General features: G+C 72.2%; 13 protein-coding genes. 7 read left to right on the forward strand and 6 right to left on the reverse strand.

Annotated features, from left to right (window positions below; genetic code table 11):
* Window positions 1–147 precede the first annotated feature (147 nt).
* Entirely contained in the window at window positions 148–921 is a 774-nt protein-coding gene (locus FH610_RS01835) for an SDR family NAD(P)-dependent oxidoreductase (protein WP_139572444.1), read from the reverse strand.
* A 45-nt stretch (window positions 922–966) separates the two neighbouring features.
* Window positions 967–1,533 carry a MarR family winged helix-turn-helix transcriptional regulator gene (locus FH610_RS01840; protein ID WP_240808695.1) on the reverse strand — a complete coding sequence of 189 codons (567 nt, stop codon included), beginning with the start codon at window positions 1,531–1,533 and terminating at the stop codon, window positions 967–969.
* A 110-nt stretch (window positions 1,534–1,643) separates the two neighbouring features.
* Here FH610_RS01840 and FH610_RS01845 point away from each other — a divergent pair, with 110 nt between their 5' ends.
* The 5 genes from FH610_RS01845 to FH610_RS01865 all read left to right on the forward strand — a co-directional run bounded on the left by FH610_RS01845 (window position 1,644) and on the right by FH610_RS01865 (window position 9,188).
* Window positions 1,644–4,922: an efflux RND transporter permease subunit gene (locus FH610_RS01845; protein WP_139572445.1), complete on the forward strand. Its 3,279-nt coding sequence runs from the start codon at window positions 1,644–1,646 to the stop codon at window positions 4,920–4,922.
* Between the two features lie 85 nt (window positions 4,923–5,007).
* Window positions 5,008–5,637: a helix-turn-helix domain-containing protein gene (locus tag FH610_RS01850; protein ID WP_139572446.1), complete on the forward strand. Its 630-nt coding sequence runs from the start codon at window positions 5,008–5,010 to the stop codon at window positions 5,635–5,637.
* Window positions 5,634–6,932 carry an MFS transporter gene (locus FH610_RS01855; RefSeq protein ID WP_139572447.1) on the forward strand — a complete coding sequence of 433 codons (1,299 nt, stop codon included), beginning with the start codon at window positions 5,634–5,636 and terminating at the stop codon, window positions 6,930–6,932. The genes FH610_RS01850 and FH610_RS01855 overlap by 4 nt, the downstream gene beginning before the upstream one ends.
* Before the next feature lie 67 nt (window positions 6,933–6,999).
* Window positions 7,000–8,427, forward strand: a complete 1,428-nt coding sequence (gene purB, locus FH610_RS01860) for an adenylosuccinate lyase (RefSeq protein WP_139572448.1) — start codon at window positions 7,000–7,002, stop codon at window positions 8,425–8,427.
* Between the two features lie 8 nt (window positions 8,428–8,435).
* Window positions 8,436–9,188, forward strand: a complete 753-nt coding sequence (locus FH610_RS01865; protein ID WP_205825457.1) for a GNAT family N-acetyltransferase — start codon at window positions 8,436–8,438, stop codon at window positions 9,186–9,188.
* 12 nt (window positions 9,189–9,200) lie between these two features.
* On the opposite strand, the gene FH610_RS01870 is transcribed toward FH610_RS01865, so the two are convergent.
* Complete coding sequence (locus FH610_RS01870) at window positions 9,201–9,938, reverse strand: HAD family hydrolase (RefSeq protein WP_161627881.1); 738 nt, start codon at window positions 9,936–9,938, stop codon at window positions 9,201–9,203.
* A gap of 97 nt (window positions 9,939–10,035) precedes the next feature.
* Between FH610_RS01870 and FH610_RS01875 the strand changes: the two genes are divergently transcribed.
* Window positions 10,036–10,482: an ArsR/SmtB family transcription factor gene (locus FH610_RS01875; protein WP_240808696.1), complete on the forward strand. Its 447-nt coding sequence runs from the start codon at window positions 10,036–10,038 to the stop codon at window positions 10,480–10,482.
* Window positions 10,479–10,925 (forward strand): SRPBCC family protein, encoded by a 447-nt coding sequence (locus FH610_RS01880; protein ID WP_139572451.1) that lies wholly within the window; start codon window positions 10,479–10,481, stop codon window positions 10,923–10,925. Before FH610_RS01875 ends, FH610_RS01880 begins: the two co-directional genes overlap by 4 nt.
* 82 nt (window positions 10,926–11,007) lie before the next feature.
* Here the strand turns inward: FH610_RS01880 and FH610_RS01885 are convergent, their stop codons facing one another.
* The 3 genes from FH610_RS01885 to FH610_RS01895 all read right to left on the reverse strand — a co-directional run bounded on the left by FH610_RS01885 (window position 11,008) and on the right by FH610_RS01895 (window position 13,457).
* A complete protein-coding gene (locus tag FH610_RS01885) occupies window positions 11,008–11,766 on the reverse strand; it encodes a MerR family transcriptional regulator (protein WP_139572452.1) in 759 nt (252 codons plus the stop codon).
* A gap of 126 nt (window positions 11,767–11,892) precedes the next feature.
* The gene (locus FH610_RS01890; protein ID WP_139572758.1) at window positions 11,893–13,038 is read right to left on the reverse strand and encodes an RNA polymerase sigma factor; all 1,146 of its coding nucleotides are present in this window, start codon (window positions 13,036–13,038) and stop codon (window positions 11,893–11,895) included.
* Between the two features lie 11 nt (window positions 13,039–13,049).
* On the reverse strand, window positions 13,050–13,457 hold the full coding sequence (locus FH610_RS01895) for a YciI family protein (protein ID WP_139572453.1): 408 nt from the start codon (window positions 13,455–13,457) through the stop codon (window positions 13,050–13,052).
* Between the last annotated feature and the right edge of the window lie 5 nt (window positions 13,458–13,462).

A 13,462-nucleotide genomic window follows, 5' to 3' on the forward strand; every position in this document is an offset into this window, starting at 1 on the left:
TGATCAATCCGCACTCGTCACCGGAGCCGGCAGTGTTCGCCGGTTCGCGATGGTGTCGCGGCATACAACGGCCGGCTCAGCCGAACCCGCTCGACCGCGCGGTCGGGGTAGTGCCGCCGGGGTCGCGGACGAGCGGCGACGGCGCCGCTAGTGGACGCTGAAGCCGCCGTCGACGCAGATGGCCTGGCCGGTGACGTACGACGAGGCGTCGGAGGCGAGGAAGACGGCCACGCCGCGGAAGTCGTCGGGGACACCGTTGCGCCCGGTCATGGACCTGGTGGCCAGTTGCTCCACCCGTCCGGGGACGGCCTGCGCGGGCGCGGTCAGCGGGGTCAGGACGAAGCCGGGGATGATCGTGTTGCTGGTGACCCCGTGTGCCGACCACGCCTCGGCCTGGGAACGGGTCAGGCCGCAGACGGCGGCCTTGGCCGCGCCGTAGACGCCGCTGTCGCCGAAGGCGCTGATCGACTGCTGGGAGCCGATGTTGATGATCCGCCCCCGGCCCCGGGCGGCCATGCGGGGACCGAAGTGCTGCCCGAGCAGGAACGGTGCGGTGAGGTTGACGGCGATGGTCTGGTCGTAGTCGTCGACGGTCAGTTCGGCCATGGGCCTTCGGATGTTGTTGGCGGCGTCGTTGACCAGGATGTCGATCTCACCGAAGAAATCGCCCGCCTCCTCGCACACGCGGGCGACGTCGGCGCGGTCGCCGAGGTCGGCGCTGATCGCGGCCGCGCGCACGCCGTGGCCTTCGAGCCCGCCGACGGCCTCGGCGAGTTCCTTGCGCCGCCGGGCGACCAGGACCACGGCCGCCCCGGCGCGTCCGAGTGCCTCGGCGATGGCGTATCCGATGCCGGAGCTGCCTCCGGTGACCAGGGCGACCCGGCCGGTGAGGGAGAAGAGTTCCTCGATGTAGATCGGCATATCGCCGGAAGGTAGCAGCAGGCCGGGGCGGGACCGGCGGACGGGTCAGGCGGGACCGTCGGGACCGGCGTCCTCGGCGTGCATCTCGCGCATCACGTCCTCGATCTTGCGCATCACCGTCTCCATGGTGCGCAGGGTCTCGGTGTCGAGGCGCCGCAGGAGGCGGATGTAGCCGCCGGTGCCGGCTTCGACGATCTCGCTGGTGAGCCGCCGTCCGGCCTCGGTGAGCTGGACACGGCGTACGCGGCGGTCGTGGGGGTCCTCGTGACGGCTGGCCAGGCCCTGGGCGACCACGCGGTCGACGATGCCGGTGACGGTGGCCAGGCCGACGCCGAGGTGGCGGGCGAGTTCCTGCCCGGAGGTGGACCCGGCGAACGACAGGAACATGACGACCTTGAGCTGCTGCATGGTGAGAGTGGAGGCCAGCAGCGGCATCGAGCGGTCGCGGGCGAAGAACCGGCCCATGCTGCGCTGCAGCTCCGCGAGGCGGGCGATGAGGCATCCGCGCTCGGGGTCCTCTCCACTCTCCCTGAGGGTGGCGGGGTCGTCCTGCGGGCGGGGGGTGGCCGCCGCGCCGGTTCGGGCGCGGCGCTCGGCTGGGCTGTCGTTCACTGTCACCTCTCGGGTCAAGAGGTTACCAGCCGTTAATGCGACAGCTGAATGTTCGGACAAGGCGAAGTGTTAGGCTTGGGCAAACACTTCCCCCGATGTCAGGAGCTCGGATGACCTCCTTGGCCAGGCTGAGCCTTGCCAACCGCACTCTCGTGATCATGATCACGCTGGTGCTCGCGGGTTTCGGCTTGTTCGCGATTCCCTCGCTGAAGCAACAGCTTTTCCCGTCGCTGGAGTTCCCGGCGGCGTTCACGGTGGCGAGTTATCCGGGTGCCGCTCCCGAGATCGTGGAGGAGCAGGTCACCAAACCGATCGAGAGCGCGTTCCAGGGTATCGCCGGCGTCACCGACATCACCTCCACCTCGCGGGAGGGGATGTCCCAGGTGCAGGTGGCCTATGAGTACGGCACCGACATCGACCAGATGATCGGGAAGATGCAGCAGGCCGTGAGCCGGATCAAGGCGCAGCTTCCGGCCGACGTCGATCCGCAGGTGGTCGCGGGCAGCACCGACGACATCCCGGTGATGGCGATCGCGGTGGGCGACGGCGGCGACCAGCAGGCCATGGTCGACAAGATCGACAAGATCATGGTGCCGGAGTTGCAGTCGATCGAGGGCGTCCGGGACGTCACCGTCAGCGGCGCCAGTGAGGAACAGGTCGTCATCACCCCCGACCAGGCCAGGCTCGCCCTGCAGGGGTTGTCGGCCGCGGCCATCCCCGACCTCCTGCGGGCCAACGGGGTGTCCATCCCCGCAGGCACGCTGACCGAGGACGGCAAGTCGCTGACCGTGCAGATCGGCGACCCGGTGCGTACGGTGAAGGACCTCGAGAACCTCTACCTGACGCCCGCCGCGCCGACGGCGGGGCAGGGCGCCGCGGCCGGTCAGCGCGGCGGCGCGAGCGCCGGACAGCCGGCGGGACAGGGCGCGGGGCAGGGCGCTGCCGCCGGACAGAGCGCGGCGGCGCAGGCGCAGGCGCGGGCCGCCGCGGCCCGGCCGAAGCCGGTCAAGCTCGGCGACGTCGCCGACATCAAGGTCGAGGACGCCTCCGCTACCACGCTCACCCGCACCAACGGCACCCCGAGCCTCGGCGTGTCGATCACGATGGTGCCCGACGGCAACGCCGTGCAGATCTCCCACGACGTGAACGACGCCCTGCCGGACCTGACGCGCGCCCTCGGCGACAGCGCCGAGCTGACCGTGGTGTTCGACCAGGCGCCGTACGTCGAGCGGTCCATCGAGGACCTCACCACCGAGGGCCTGCTGGGTCTGGCGTTCGCCGTGCTCGTGATCCTGGTGTTCCTGCTGTCGGTCCGCTCGACCCTGGTCACGGCCGTGTCGATCCCGCTGTCGGTGGTGATCGCGCTGATCGCGCTGTGGATCGGCGACTACTCGCTGAACCTGCTGACGCTGGGGGCGCTGACGATCGCCGTGGGCCGGGTGGTCGACGACTCGATCGTGGTGCTGGAGAACATCAAGCGCCATCTCGCCTACGGCGAGGAGAAGCGGCGGGCGATCCTCGACGCGGTGCGCGAGGTGTCCGGCGCGGTGACCGCCTCGACGCTCACGACGGTCGCGGTGTTCCTGCCGATCGCCTTCGTCGGCGGGATGGTGGGGCAGCTGTTCAGCCCGTTCGCGATCACGGTGACCGTGGCGCTGCTGGCGTCACTGCTGGTGGCGCTGACCGTCATCCCGGTGCTGGCGTACTGGTTCCTCAAGGCGCCGGCGCTCACGCCGCAGGAGGTGCAGGCCGTACGCGAGGACGCCGAGCGCAGGGAGCTGCGCAGCCCGCTGCAGCGGATCTATCTGCCGGTGCTGCGGTTCGCGACGCGGAGGCGCCTGGTCACGGTGCTGATCGGGGTGGTGGTGTTCGTCGCGACGATGGCGCTGGCGCCCAACCTGAAGACGAACTTCCTCGACAACTCGGGCAACGACACCACGCAGATCAGCCAGCGGATGCCGGCCGGGACCGACCTGGCGACCACCGACGCGGCGGCCAAGAAGGTCGAGGCGGTGCTCGCGGCCGACGGGGGCGTGAAGTCCTACCAGGTGACGGTCGGCGGCGGGAACCGCTTCCTCGGCGGGGTCGGCGGCGGCGCCGACCGCGCGTCGTTCTCGGTCACGCTGAAGGAGGACGTGGAGACCTCCGCCCTGGAGGACCGGCTGCGGGAGAGGCTGAAGGGCCTGACGGGGATCGGCGACATCACGGTCGGCGGCAGCGGCGGCGGGTTCAACTCCGACCAGGTGCAGGTCATCGTGCAGGGCTCGGACCAGGCCGCGCTGAAGACGGCGGCCACCACGGTGCGCGACACCATGGCCGGGATCGACGGGCTGCGGGACGTCGCCTCCAACCTCGAAGACAGCGTCCCGCGGGTCGAGGTGCACGTGGACCGGGAGAAGGCCGCCGCCAGGGGCCTGACCGAGGCCGGGATCGGGCAGCTGGTCGCGCAGGCGTTCCGCGGCGCGCCGGTCGGCTCGATCGACGTCGACGGCCGCTCCAGCGACGTGATCCTGCGGGCCGTCGGTGACGCGCCCGACGACGTCGCGGAGATCAGGAAGCTCGCGATTCCCACGGCGACGGGCATGGTGAAGCTCGGCGACGTCGCCGACGTGGTGAAGGCCGACGGGCCGACCCAGATCACCCGGCAGGACGGCGACCGCACCGCGACGGTGTCGGGCACCGCCGACGCGTCCAACCTGGGTGCGATCACCACGAAGGTCACCGACAAGCTGAAGACGCTGACGCTGCCGGCCGGGGTGACGTACAAGATCGGCGGCGCGAGCTCCGACCAGCAGGACGCGTTCGCCGATCTGGGGGTGGCCATGCTGCTCGCGGTGGCGATCGTCTTCATGATCATGGTGGCGACGTTCCGCAGCCTGGTGCAGCCGCTGATCCTGCTGGTGTCGATTCCGTTCGCGGCGACCGGCGCGATCGGGCTGCTGCTGGTCACCGACACGGCGCTCGGCGTGCCCGCGCTGATCGGCATGCTGATGTTGATCGGCATCGTCGTCACCAACGCGATCGTGCTGATCGACCTGATCAACCAGTACCGCGAGCAGGGGCTGGGCGTGGTGGAGGCGGTCATGGAGGGTGGCCGGCGGCGGCTTCGCCCGATCCTGATGACCGCGATCGCGACGATCTGCGCGCTCACCCCGATGGCGTTGGGTGTGACCGGTTCGGGCGGGTTCATCTCCCAGCCGCTGGCCATCGTCGTGATCGGCGGCCTGATCTCCTCGACGCTGCTCACGCTGGTGCTGGTGCCGACGCTCTACACGATGGTGGAGCGGCTGAAGGAGCGCATGCGCCGTACGCCGAAGCGGCCCGCGTCGGGCGACGGCGAGGGTGACCTGACCGTGTACGGCAAGGAGGCCCTCGAACCGGCCAAGTGAGCCCGGCCGCCACACAGATATAACCGCAAACAGTTCTTCGCGAAGGAGTCTTTGCGAAGAACTGTTTGCGGTTTATGGTGGGGGCATGAGTGATCCTCTCGAGACGCCCTGCTCTCCGAACGCGGAGGACGCGGTCGTCCTCGACGCCAAGGGGCTTCGCGCCCTCGCGCATCCGGTGCGCGTGCAGGTGGTGGGCCTGCTGCGCAAGCACGGCCCGTCGACGGCCACCCGGCTCGCCGAGCTGCTGAGCATCAACTCCGGCGCGGCCAGTTACCATCTGCGCCGTCTCGCCGCCGCCGGCTTCGTCGAGGAGGACGCCGGGCGCGGGAACGCGCGGGAACGCTGGTGGCGCGCGGTCCATCAGTCGACGTACTTCGACGACCTCGACCTGGCCGAGCGGGAGCCGGAGGCGACGTTGGCGTACCTGCAGTCCGTCGCCGCCATCTACACCATGCGCGCCCAGCGGACGATCAACGAGCTCCAGACGATGCCGCGCGCATGGCGGCACGCGGCCGACATGAGCGACTGGGCGCTGCGGCTGACCCCGCAGGAGGCCACCGCCCTGCGGGAGGAGCTGTGGGCGGTCGTGACGCGATACCGCAGGGACAGCCCGGAGGCGGCCGGCGCCCCGGACGACGCCGAGCGGGTGTCGGTGATCGTGCACATCCTGCCCGAGCTGGACGCGCCCACCGCTCAGGAAGACGACGCCCGATGACGGAAGAGGACGCGTCCACCGGCGGTTCTTCCCGCGCGCGCAGGCTGCGGCCGCTGGGCGGGCTGCTCGCGGCGATGGCGGTCGCGTTGACCGGCACCCGGGTGTCGGCCATCGCGCTGCCGTGGTTCGTGCTGGTCACGACCGGCAGCGCCACCCAGACCGGGCTGGTGGCCTTCTGCCAGATGACTCCGTACGTGGTGGTCAAGGCGCTGACCGGGCCGCTGGTGGACCGGGCGGGCCCGCGGGTCGTCTCCTGGAGGACCGATGCGGTCAGCGCGGCCGCGGCCGGCGCGATTCCCCTGCTGCACGCCGTGGGCCTGCTGTCCTTCCCCGTGCTGCTGGCCCTGGTCGCGGTGATCGGCGCCGTACGCGGCCCCGGCGACCTGGCCAAGGAGGTGATGGTCCCGGAGGCGGCCGAGCGTGCCGGCGTGCCGCTGGAGCGGGCCACCGGCCTGTCCGGCGTGACCGAGCGGCTGGCCTCGACCGTCGGTCCGGCGGTCGGCGGCCTCCTGGTGGCGTTGCTGGGCCCGCTGACCGGTCTCGTGCTCAACGCCGCGTGCTTTGCCCTCGGGTCGCTGATCATCTCGCTGGCCCTGCCGCGCGGCATGGGTCACCCGGCGGTCGAAGCCCCGGCCGCTTCCGGCTACTGGCGGCGGTTCGGCGAGGGCTTCGCCTTCCTGCGCGGCGAACCGCTGCTGCTCACCATCATCGTCATGGTCGGGATCACCAACCTGCTGGACGCGGCGTTCAACACCGTCCTGCTGCCCGTGTGGGCCGAGCGATCCGGCAACGGCCCGACCGCGATCGGATTGAGCAACGGCGTGTGGAGCGCCACGGCGGTCGCGGGAAGCCTGGTCGCCGCGGCCGTCGCGCACAGGATGCCGCGCCGGGTGGTGTTCTTCGCCGGGTTCCTGCTGGCCGGGGCGCCGCGGTTCCTGGTGCTGGCCGCCGACCCGCCGATGTGGGCGGCGCTGGCGGTCTTCGCGGTGAGCGGGGCCGGTGGAGGCTTCCTCAACCCGATCCTCGGGGCGATCGCCTTCGAGCGGGTGCCGCACGGCCTGCGCGGCCGGGTCAACGCCCTCGGCGACTCGATGGCGTGGGCGGGCATCCCTCTGGGCGGGCTGATCGCCGGGGCCGCGGTGGCGTGGTCCGGGCTCGCACCGGTGTTGCTGACGGCCGGCGCGGCGTACTTCCTGACCACCAACCTGGCCGCGCTGCTGCCGCAGTGGCGTGAGATGGACCGCCTGCGCGGCCGGGGCGCTCGGGAATCGCGGGCGGCCGAGCCTGTGGCGTGAAGCCGCCCGGTGCGTGTCCGGCACCTGCGGACAGCCGGAAGGAACGGGCTCAATAGACTGGGCCAACGTGAATGCCAAGCCGCGTATCCCGAATGTCCTGGCCGCCCGTTACGCTTCGCCGGAGCTGGCCCGTCTGTGGTCTCCCGAGCACAAGGTGGTGCTGGAACGCAGGCTCTGGCTCGCCGTGCTCAGGGCCCAGGCCGACCTCGGGATCGAGGTGCCCGAGCAGGCGATCGCCGACTACGAGAAGGTGGCCGAGCAGGTCGACCTGGCCTCCATCGCCGAGCGGGAGAAGGTCACGCGGCACGACGTGAAGGCCCGCATCGAGGAGTTCAACGCCCTGGCCGGGCACGAGCACGTCCACAAGGGCATGACCTCCCGCGACCTGACCGAGAACGTCGAGCAGTTGCAGATCCGCGACAGCCTGCTGCTGGTGCGCGGCAGGGTCGTGGCGCTGCTGGCCCGCCTGGGCCGCCTGGCCGCCGAGCACGCCTCGACCGTCATGGCGGGGCGCTCGCACAACGTCGCCGCGCAGGCGACCACGCTCGGCAAGCGCTTCGCGACCGCCGCCGACGAGCTGCTGGTGGCCTACGAGCGGCTGGAGGACCTGCTGGAGCGCTACCCGCTGCGCGGGATCAAGGGCCCGGTCGGCACCGCGCAGGACATGCTCGACCTGCTCGGCGGCGAGGAGCGGCTGGCCGCGCTGGAGGACCGCGTCGCCGCGCACCTGGGGTTCGCCCGCCGCTTCACCAGTGTCGGCCAGGTCTACCCCCGCTCGCTGGACTACGACGTGCTGACCGCGCTGGTGCAGCTGGCCGCCGCGCCGTCCTCCCTGGCCAAGACCATCCGCCTGATGGCCGGGCACGAGCTGGTCACCGAGGGCTTCAAGGAAGGCCAGGTCGGCTCGTCGGCGATGCCGCACAAGATGAACACCCGTTCCTGCGAGCGCGTCAACGGCCTCACCGTGATCCTGCGCGGGTACTCCTCGATGGCCGGGGAGCTCGCCGGCGACCAGTGGAACGAGGGCGACGTGTCCTGCTCGGTCGTCCGCCGGGTCGCCCTGCCCGACGCGTTCTTCGCCTTCGACGGCCTGGTGGAGACCATGCTGACCGTGCTGGACGAGTTCGGCGCGTTCCCGGCGGTCATCGAGGCCGAGCTGGGCCGCTACCTGCCGTTCCTCGCCACGACCAAGATGCTCATGGCGGCCGTGCGGGCCGGGGTCGGCCGCGAGACCGCCCACGAGATCATCAAGGAGCACGCGGTCGCCTCGGCGCTGGCCATGCGATCGCGCGGCGTGGGCAACGAGCTGCTCGACCGTCTGGCCGCCGACGAGCGTTTCCCGCTCGGCCGGGCCGAGCTCGACGCGCTGCTGGCCGACCGGGCCTCCTTCGCGGGTGCGGCCGCCGGTCAGGTGGCGGCCGTGACCGCGCGGGTCGGCGAGATCACCGCGCGCCATCCCGATGACGCCGCCTACGTCCCGGGCTCGATCCTTTAGGGACACGCGTGCGTGAACTGGTGAGCGAGGCCGAGGTCGTCGCCGCCTCGGGCGACGACGACCTCGTCGTGTGGGCGGCGCAGGGCATGCGGCCCGGCGTGCGCGCCTGGGCGTACGGGGACGCGGTGGCGGTGGCCAGCCCCGAGGCGTCCCGGCGCGACCGCCTGGTCGTGCGGGGCACGGCCGCCGCCCAGGCCGTCCCGCTTGTGCGGCACGCCCTGGCCGAGGCCGGGCCGTCGTACCGGCCCCTCGGCGACGCCGCGCTGATCGAACAGGTCGTCGAGGCCGTGCCGGAGCTGGAGCCGGCGGTCCGCTTCTCCTGGATGGGCACCGAGAAGCTCGCCCCGCCCCGTCACCAGGCGAGCGGCCGGGAGGGGGCGGCCTCCTGGCTGGCGGACTCCGCCGTCCCGGAGGTGGCGGCGCTGCTCGCCACCGCCAACCCCGACTCCTACGCCGTGCCGGGCCTGCCGCGCGTACGCCGCTGGGCCGGCGTCCGGGACGGCTCGGGCGCTCTGCTGACGGTCGCGGCCGACGCGTGGTCCGCGCCGACGGTGGGCCTGCTGGCCGGCGTCGCGACCGCCGCACCGGCGCGGGGACGCGGGCTGGGGGAGCGGGTGTGCAGGTTCGTGGCGTCGGCGCTGCTCGCGGAGCACGGGCGCGCGGCGCTGATGGTGGACGACTGGAACCGGGCGGCCGTCGTCGTCTACGAACGGCTCGGCTTCGCCCGCCGCCGCGTCGCCGCCACCGGCCTGCGCAGCTGAGCCTTTCGCGGTTCAGGCGGCGCGCGACGGGCCGAGCAGGCGCGGACTCAGCGCGGCCAGCGCATCGGGCAGATCGCGCAGCGTGGTGATCCTCGTCACTGCGGGGGAGGAGGTGCCGGGCTCGGCGCGGTAGCGGTCGAGCCACACCCCGTGCATCCCCGCCCGGGTGGGGGCGACCGCGTCGAGCAGGAGGTTGTCGCCGACCATGAGCACCTCCTGTGGGCGCAGGCCGAGCTTCGCCGCCGCCTCGTGATAGCACCGCGGGGAGGGCTTGAACGCGCCGAGCGTGTCGGGCGTCAGCACCACCTCCATGCGGTCCATCAGCCCGATGCGGCGCAGTTTGGCCTCCTGCTGCACGGCCACACCGTTGGTGAGCACGCCCAGCGCGGGGGCGTCGTCGAGGGCCGCCAGCGCGTCCAGTGTCTCGGGCACGTCGGTGAAGGCGGCCCAGGCCGACTCGTAGTGGGTCAGGAAGCCGGCGAAGGCCGCGTCCGGGTCGGACGGCTCGGGCAGCCCGAGCCGCCGGCAGAACTCGCGCAGCCGCCGGCGCCGCTGCTCGGCGAACGAGCACTCCCCGGCCTGCCACGCGGGGACGTGCTTGTCCTCCAGATCGAGCCACAGCGCCGGCGTCTCCGGCAGCAGCTCGTGACCGGGGCAGACCGACTCGGTCCAGCGGGTCGCGGCGTGCGCGACCGCCCGGCGATGATCGAAAAGGGTCTCGTCGAGGTCGAACAGAATGGCCCTGATCACGAGTCCCCATCTTGACTGGGGCGTGTTTCCAGCGCGTTTCCTGACTGTGAAGCCACCGGAGATGACAGGTAGGAAATTTCCTACCTATTATGGGGTCGTGGACGTCACCCCCACCGCCGTACGGCAGTCGTCACCGGCGGAAGACGAGATCTTCGCCGCGCTCGCCAGCCCGGTGCGGCGCGAGGTGCTGCGCCTGCTCCGCGAGCGCGGCCCCCAGTCCGTGCAGGAGCTGGCCTCCTGCTTCTCCATGGCCCGGCCCAGCTTCTCCGAGCACCTGCGGGTGCTGCGTGAGGCGGGCCTGGTCAGCGAACGCAGGGACGGCAGGCGCCGGCTCTACCGTCTGGAGCCCGTCCCGCTGGTCCGGGTCCGCGACTGGCTGGACCCCTACGAGCGGTTCTGGCGCGACAGGCTGTCCGCCCTGCGCCACCTGCTCGACGACACCGAAACCACAGAGACCGAAACCACAGACGAATCCGGCGCCGGCGGCCGCCCGGACGACAGCGGCAGCGGCCCCCGGACGGACCAGGACGAGGAGAGACCATGAACGACGCCGACGACCCGACCGTGCTGCGCCTGGACGAATACCTGGCGCACCCGCCCGCCCGCGTGTGGCAGGCCCTGACCGACCCGGACCTGCTCGCTCGGTGGTTCATGCCGGGCGACTTCCGCCTCAGCGTGGGACACCGCTACACGATGGGCGGGACGGCCATGCCCGGCACCGGGTTCTCCGGCACCGTCCAGGCCCAGGTGCTGGCCTTCGAGCCCGAGCGCATGCTCCGCCTGGGCTGGCGCGACGCCGATCCCGCCAGCCCCAGCGGCGCCGACTGGACGATCACCTGGACGCTCGAACCCGAAGGCCGGGGCACCCGGCTGTTCCTCACCCACGAGGGCTTCGACCCCGGCAACGAGATGCAGCGGCGCGCCCGCTCCATCATGGACGGCGGATGGCGCCGCCTGATGACGGGCTCGCTCGCCGCCGTACTGTGACCGCCCGGACCCCCGGACCCCCGGACCGCCTGGATGCCCTGGACCCCTGGGTGGACCGTCCTGAGTGGGCCACCACCCGGGGTCAGGCGTGCCGCGCCGCGTTGGCGTGGACCGCGTCGCGGACATAGCGGCTCAGCCCCTCGGCGACCCGCTCGTAGTTCGCCGCGAAGCGCGGATCGGTCACGTACATCTCCCCGAGACCCTTGTGGATCTCGTAGGTGCAGTCGTAGAACCAGCGGGTGATGTGCGCGCGGTGCCGTTCGGCCACGCCCATCGCCCGCTCGCCGTCCGCGGGCGCCCCCTCGGCGAAAGCCGCCGCGAACGCCTGCAGCACCTCGCCGGCCTCCGCCGTGATGGCCCGCCAGTCGTCCCTGGTGTAGCGGGCCGACCGGCGGCGGCTCTGCTCGAACGCGTCGGTGCCGCCCCAGCGTTCCTCCGTCTCCTCGGCGTACTGCTCGGGATCGAAGTCGCCGAAGACCTCGAACCGCTCCTGCGGCGTGAGGGAAAACCCCATCTTCCTCGCCTCCATCGCACGTTCGACCGCCGCCGCCATCGCCTCCAGCCGCCCGATCCTGCGCCGCAGCAACTCGTGCTGGCGGCGCAGGTGGGTCACCGGGTCCTCGCCCGGATCGTCGAGGATGACGGCGATCTCCTCCAGGGAGAACCCGAGCTCCCGGTAGAACAGCACCTGCTGCAGCCGGTCGAGGTCCCGATCGCTGTAGCGCCGGTATCCGGCAGCCGACCGCTCGCTGGGCCGCAGCAGCCCGATCTCGTCGTAATGGTGCAGCGTGCGCACCGTGATCCCCGCGAAGCGGGCGACCTGGCCGACCGAGTAGCCCATGGGCTCTCCTCCCTTCCGGGGTCCAAGCCTGCGGCCTCCCGCGACGTGAGGGTCAAGCCGAGCAGCCCACGGCCGATATCGGCGTGTGAACACCCGGCCGCCGGGGGCCGGGCGTTCCGTCCGTTCTCACCGATGCGGCAGTTGCCGCACCCGTGCGGCCTCTCGGGTGAGGTGGTCGCGTTCGGGCACGCTGGTGGCGGCGCGGGCGGCCTCGGCGTACAGCTCGGCGGCGCGCTGGAGGTCGCCGGCGCGTTCGTGCAGGTACGCCGTCACGGCGGCGTAGCGGGGCAGGCCGGGGTCCACACCGGCCAGCGCCGCCAGGCCGGCCTGCGGTCCGTCGGCCTCGCCGACCGCCACCGCGCGGTTGAGCCGCACCACCGGGCTGCCGGTGAGGAGCAGCAGTTCGTCGTACCACTCCACGATCTGCACCCAGTCCGTCTCGCAGGCGCTGCGGGCGTCGGCGTGCAGGGCGGCGATCGCGGCCTGCGCCTGGTATTCGCCCAGCCGGTCGCGGGCCAGCGCGCCCTGCAGGATCGTCACCCCCTCGGCGATCAGGCCGGTGTCCCAGCGCGACCGGTCCTGCTCGGCGAGCGGCACCAGGCGACCCCCAGGGCCGGTGCGAGACGCGCGGCGCGCGTGGTGCAGCAGCATGAGCGCGAGCAGCCCGGCGACCTCGGGTTCGTCGGTCAAGGCGACGAGCTGGCGGGTCAGGCGGATCGCCTCGGCCGCCAGGTCGACGTCTCCTCCATACCCCTCGTTGAAGACGAGGTAGAGCACCCGCAGCACCGTCCCGAGATCGCCGGGCTGGTCGAGCGGCAGCCCCGCGATCCGCCGCTTGGCCCGGCTGATCCGCTGCGCCATGGTCGCCTCGGGGACGAGGTGGGCCGTCGCGATCTGCCGCGTGGTCAGGCCGCCGACCGCGCGCAGCGTCAGCGCGACGGCCGAGCTCTGCGGCAGGGTGGGGTGCGCGCACAGGAAGTACAGCCGCAGCGTGTCGTCGGTGGCGGGCGCGGGACCGGCGGGAGGCTCGGCCTCCACGGTCAGTTCCCGCCCCCGCCGCGACGCCTCGGCACGGGCGGCGTCGAGGAACCTGCGCCAGGCGGCCGCGACGAGCCAGGCCTTCGGATCGCGCGGTGGATCGCCGGGCCAGGTGTCCAGCGCCCGGATCAGGGCCTCCTGCACGGCGTCCTCGGCCGAGGCGAAATCGGCCCCGCGCCGGACGAGGATGCCGATCACCGCGGGTACGAGCTCCCGCAGCAACGACTCGTTCACCGCGTCACCCGTCACTCCGTCACCGTGGGCGGCTCGGTGAGGAACGGCCGGACCTCGAGCCACTCGTGGATCGGCTCGCCGCGGGGCCCTGGAGCGGCGGACAGCTCCCCGGCCAGCTCGACCGCGCGATCCCAGGACTCCACGTCGATGATCATCCAGCCGGCGATGAGGTCCTTGGTCTCGGCGAACGGACCGTCGGTCACCGGCGGGCGCCCCTCGCCGTCATACCGCACGAACGTGCCCTCGGGTGCCAGCGCCTGTTCGCCGACGTACTCACCCGTCTCCTCCAGGCGGGCCGCGAAGTCGCGCATGTACTGGATGTGCGCGTCGACCTCCTCCGGCGTCCACTGGTCCATCGACCCGTAGTCGACGAAGTGGGCCGGGCCACCTCGGTAGTGCTTCAGCAGCAGGTACTTCACGGTGG

The sequence above is a fragment of the Microbispora catharanthi genome, assembly GCF_006334915.2.
Classification (GTDB): domain Bacteria; phylum Actinomycetota; class Actinomycetes; order Streptosporangiales; family Streptosporangiaceae; genus Microbispora; species Microbispora catharanthi.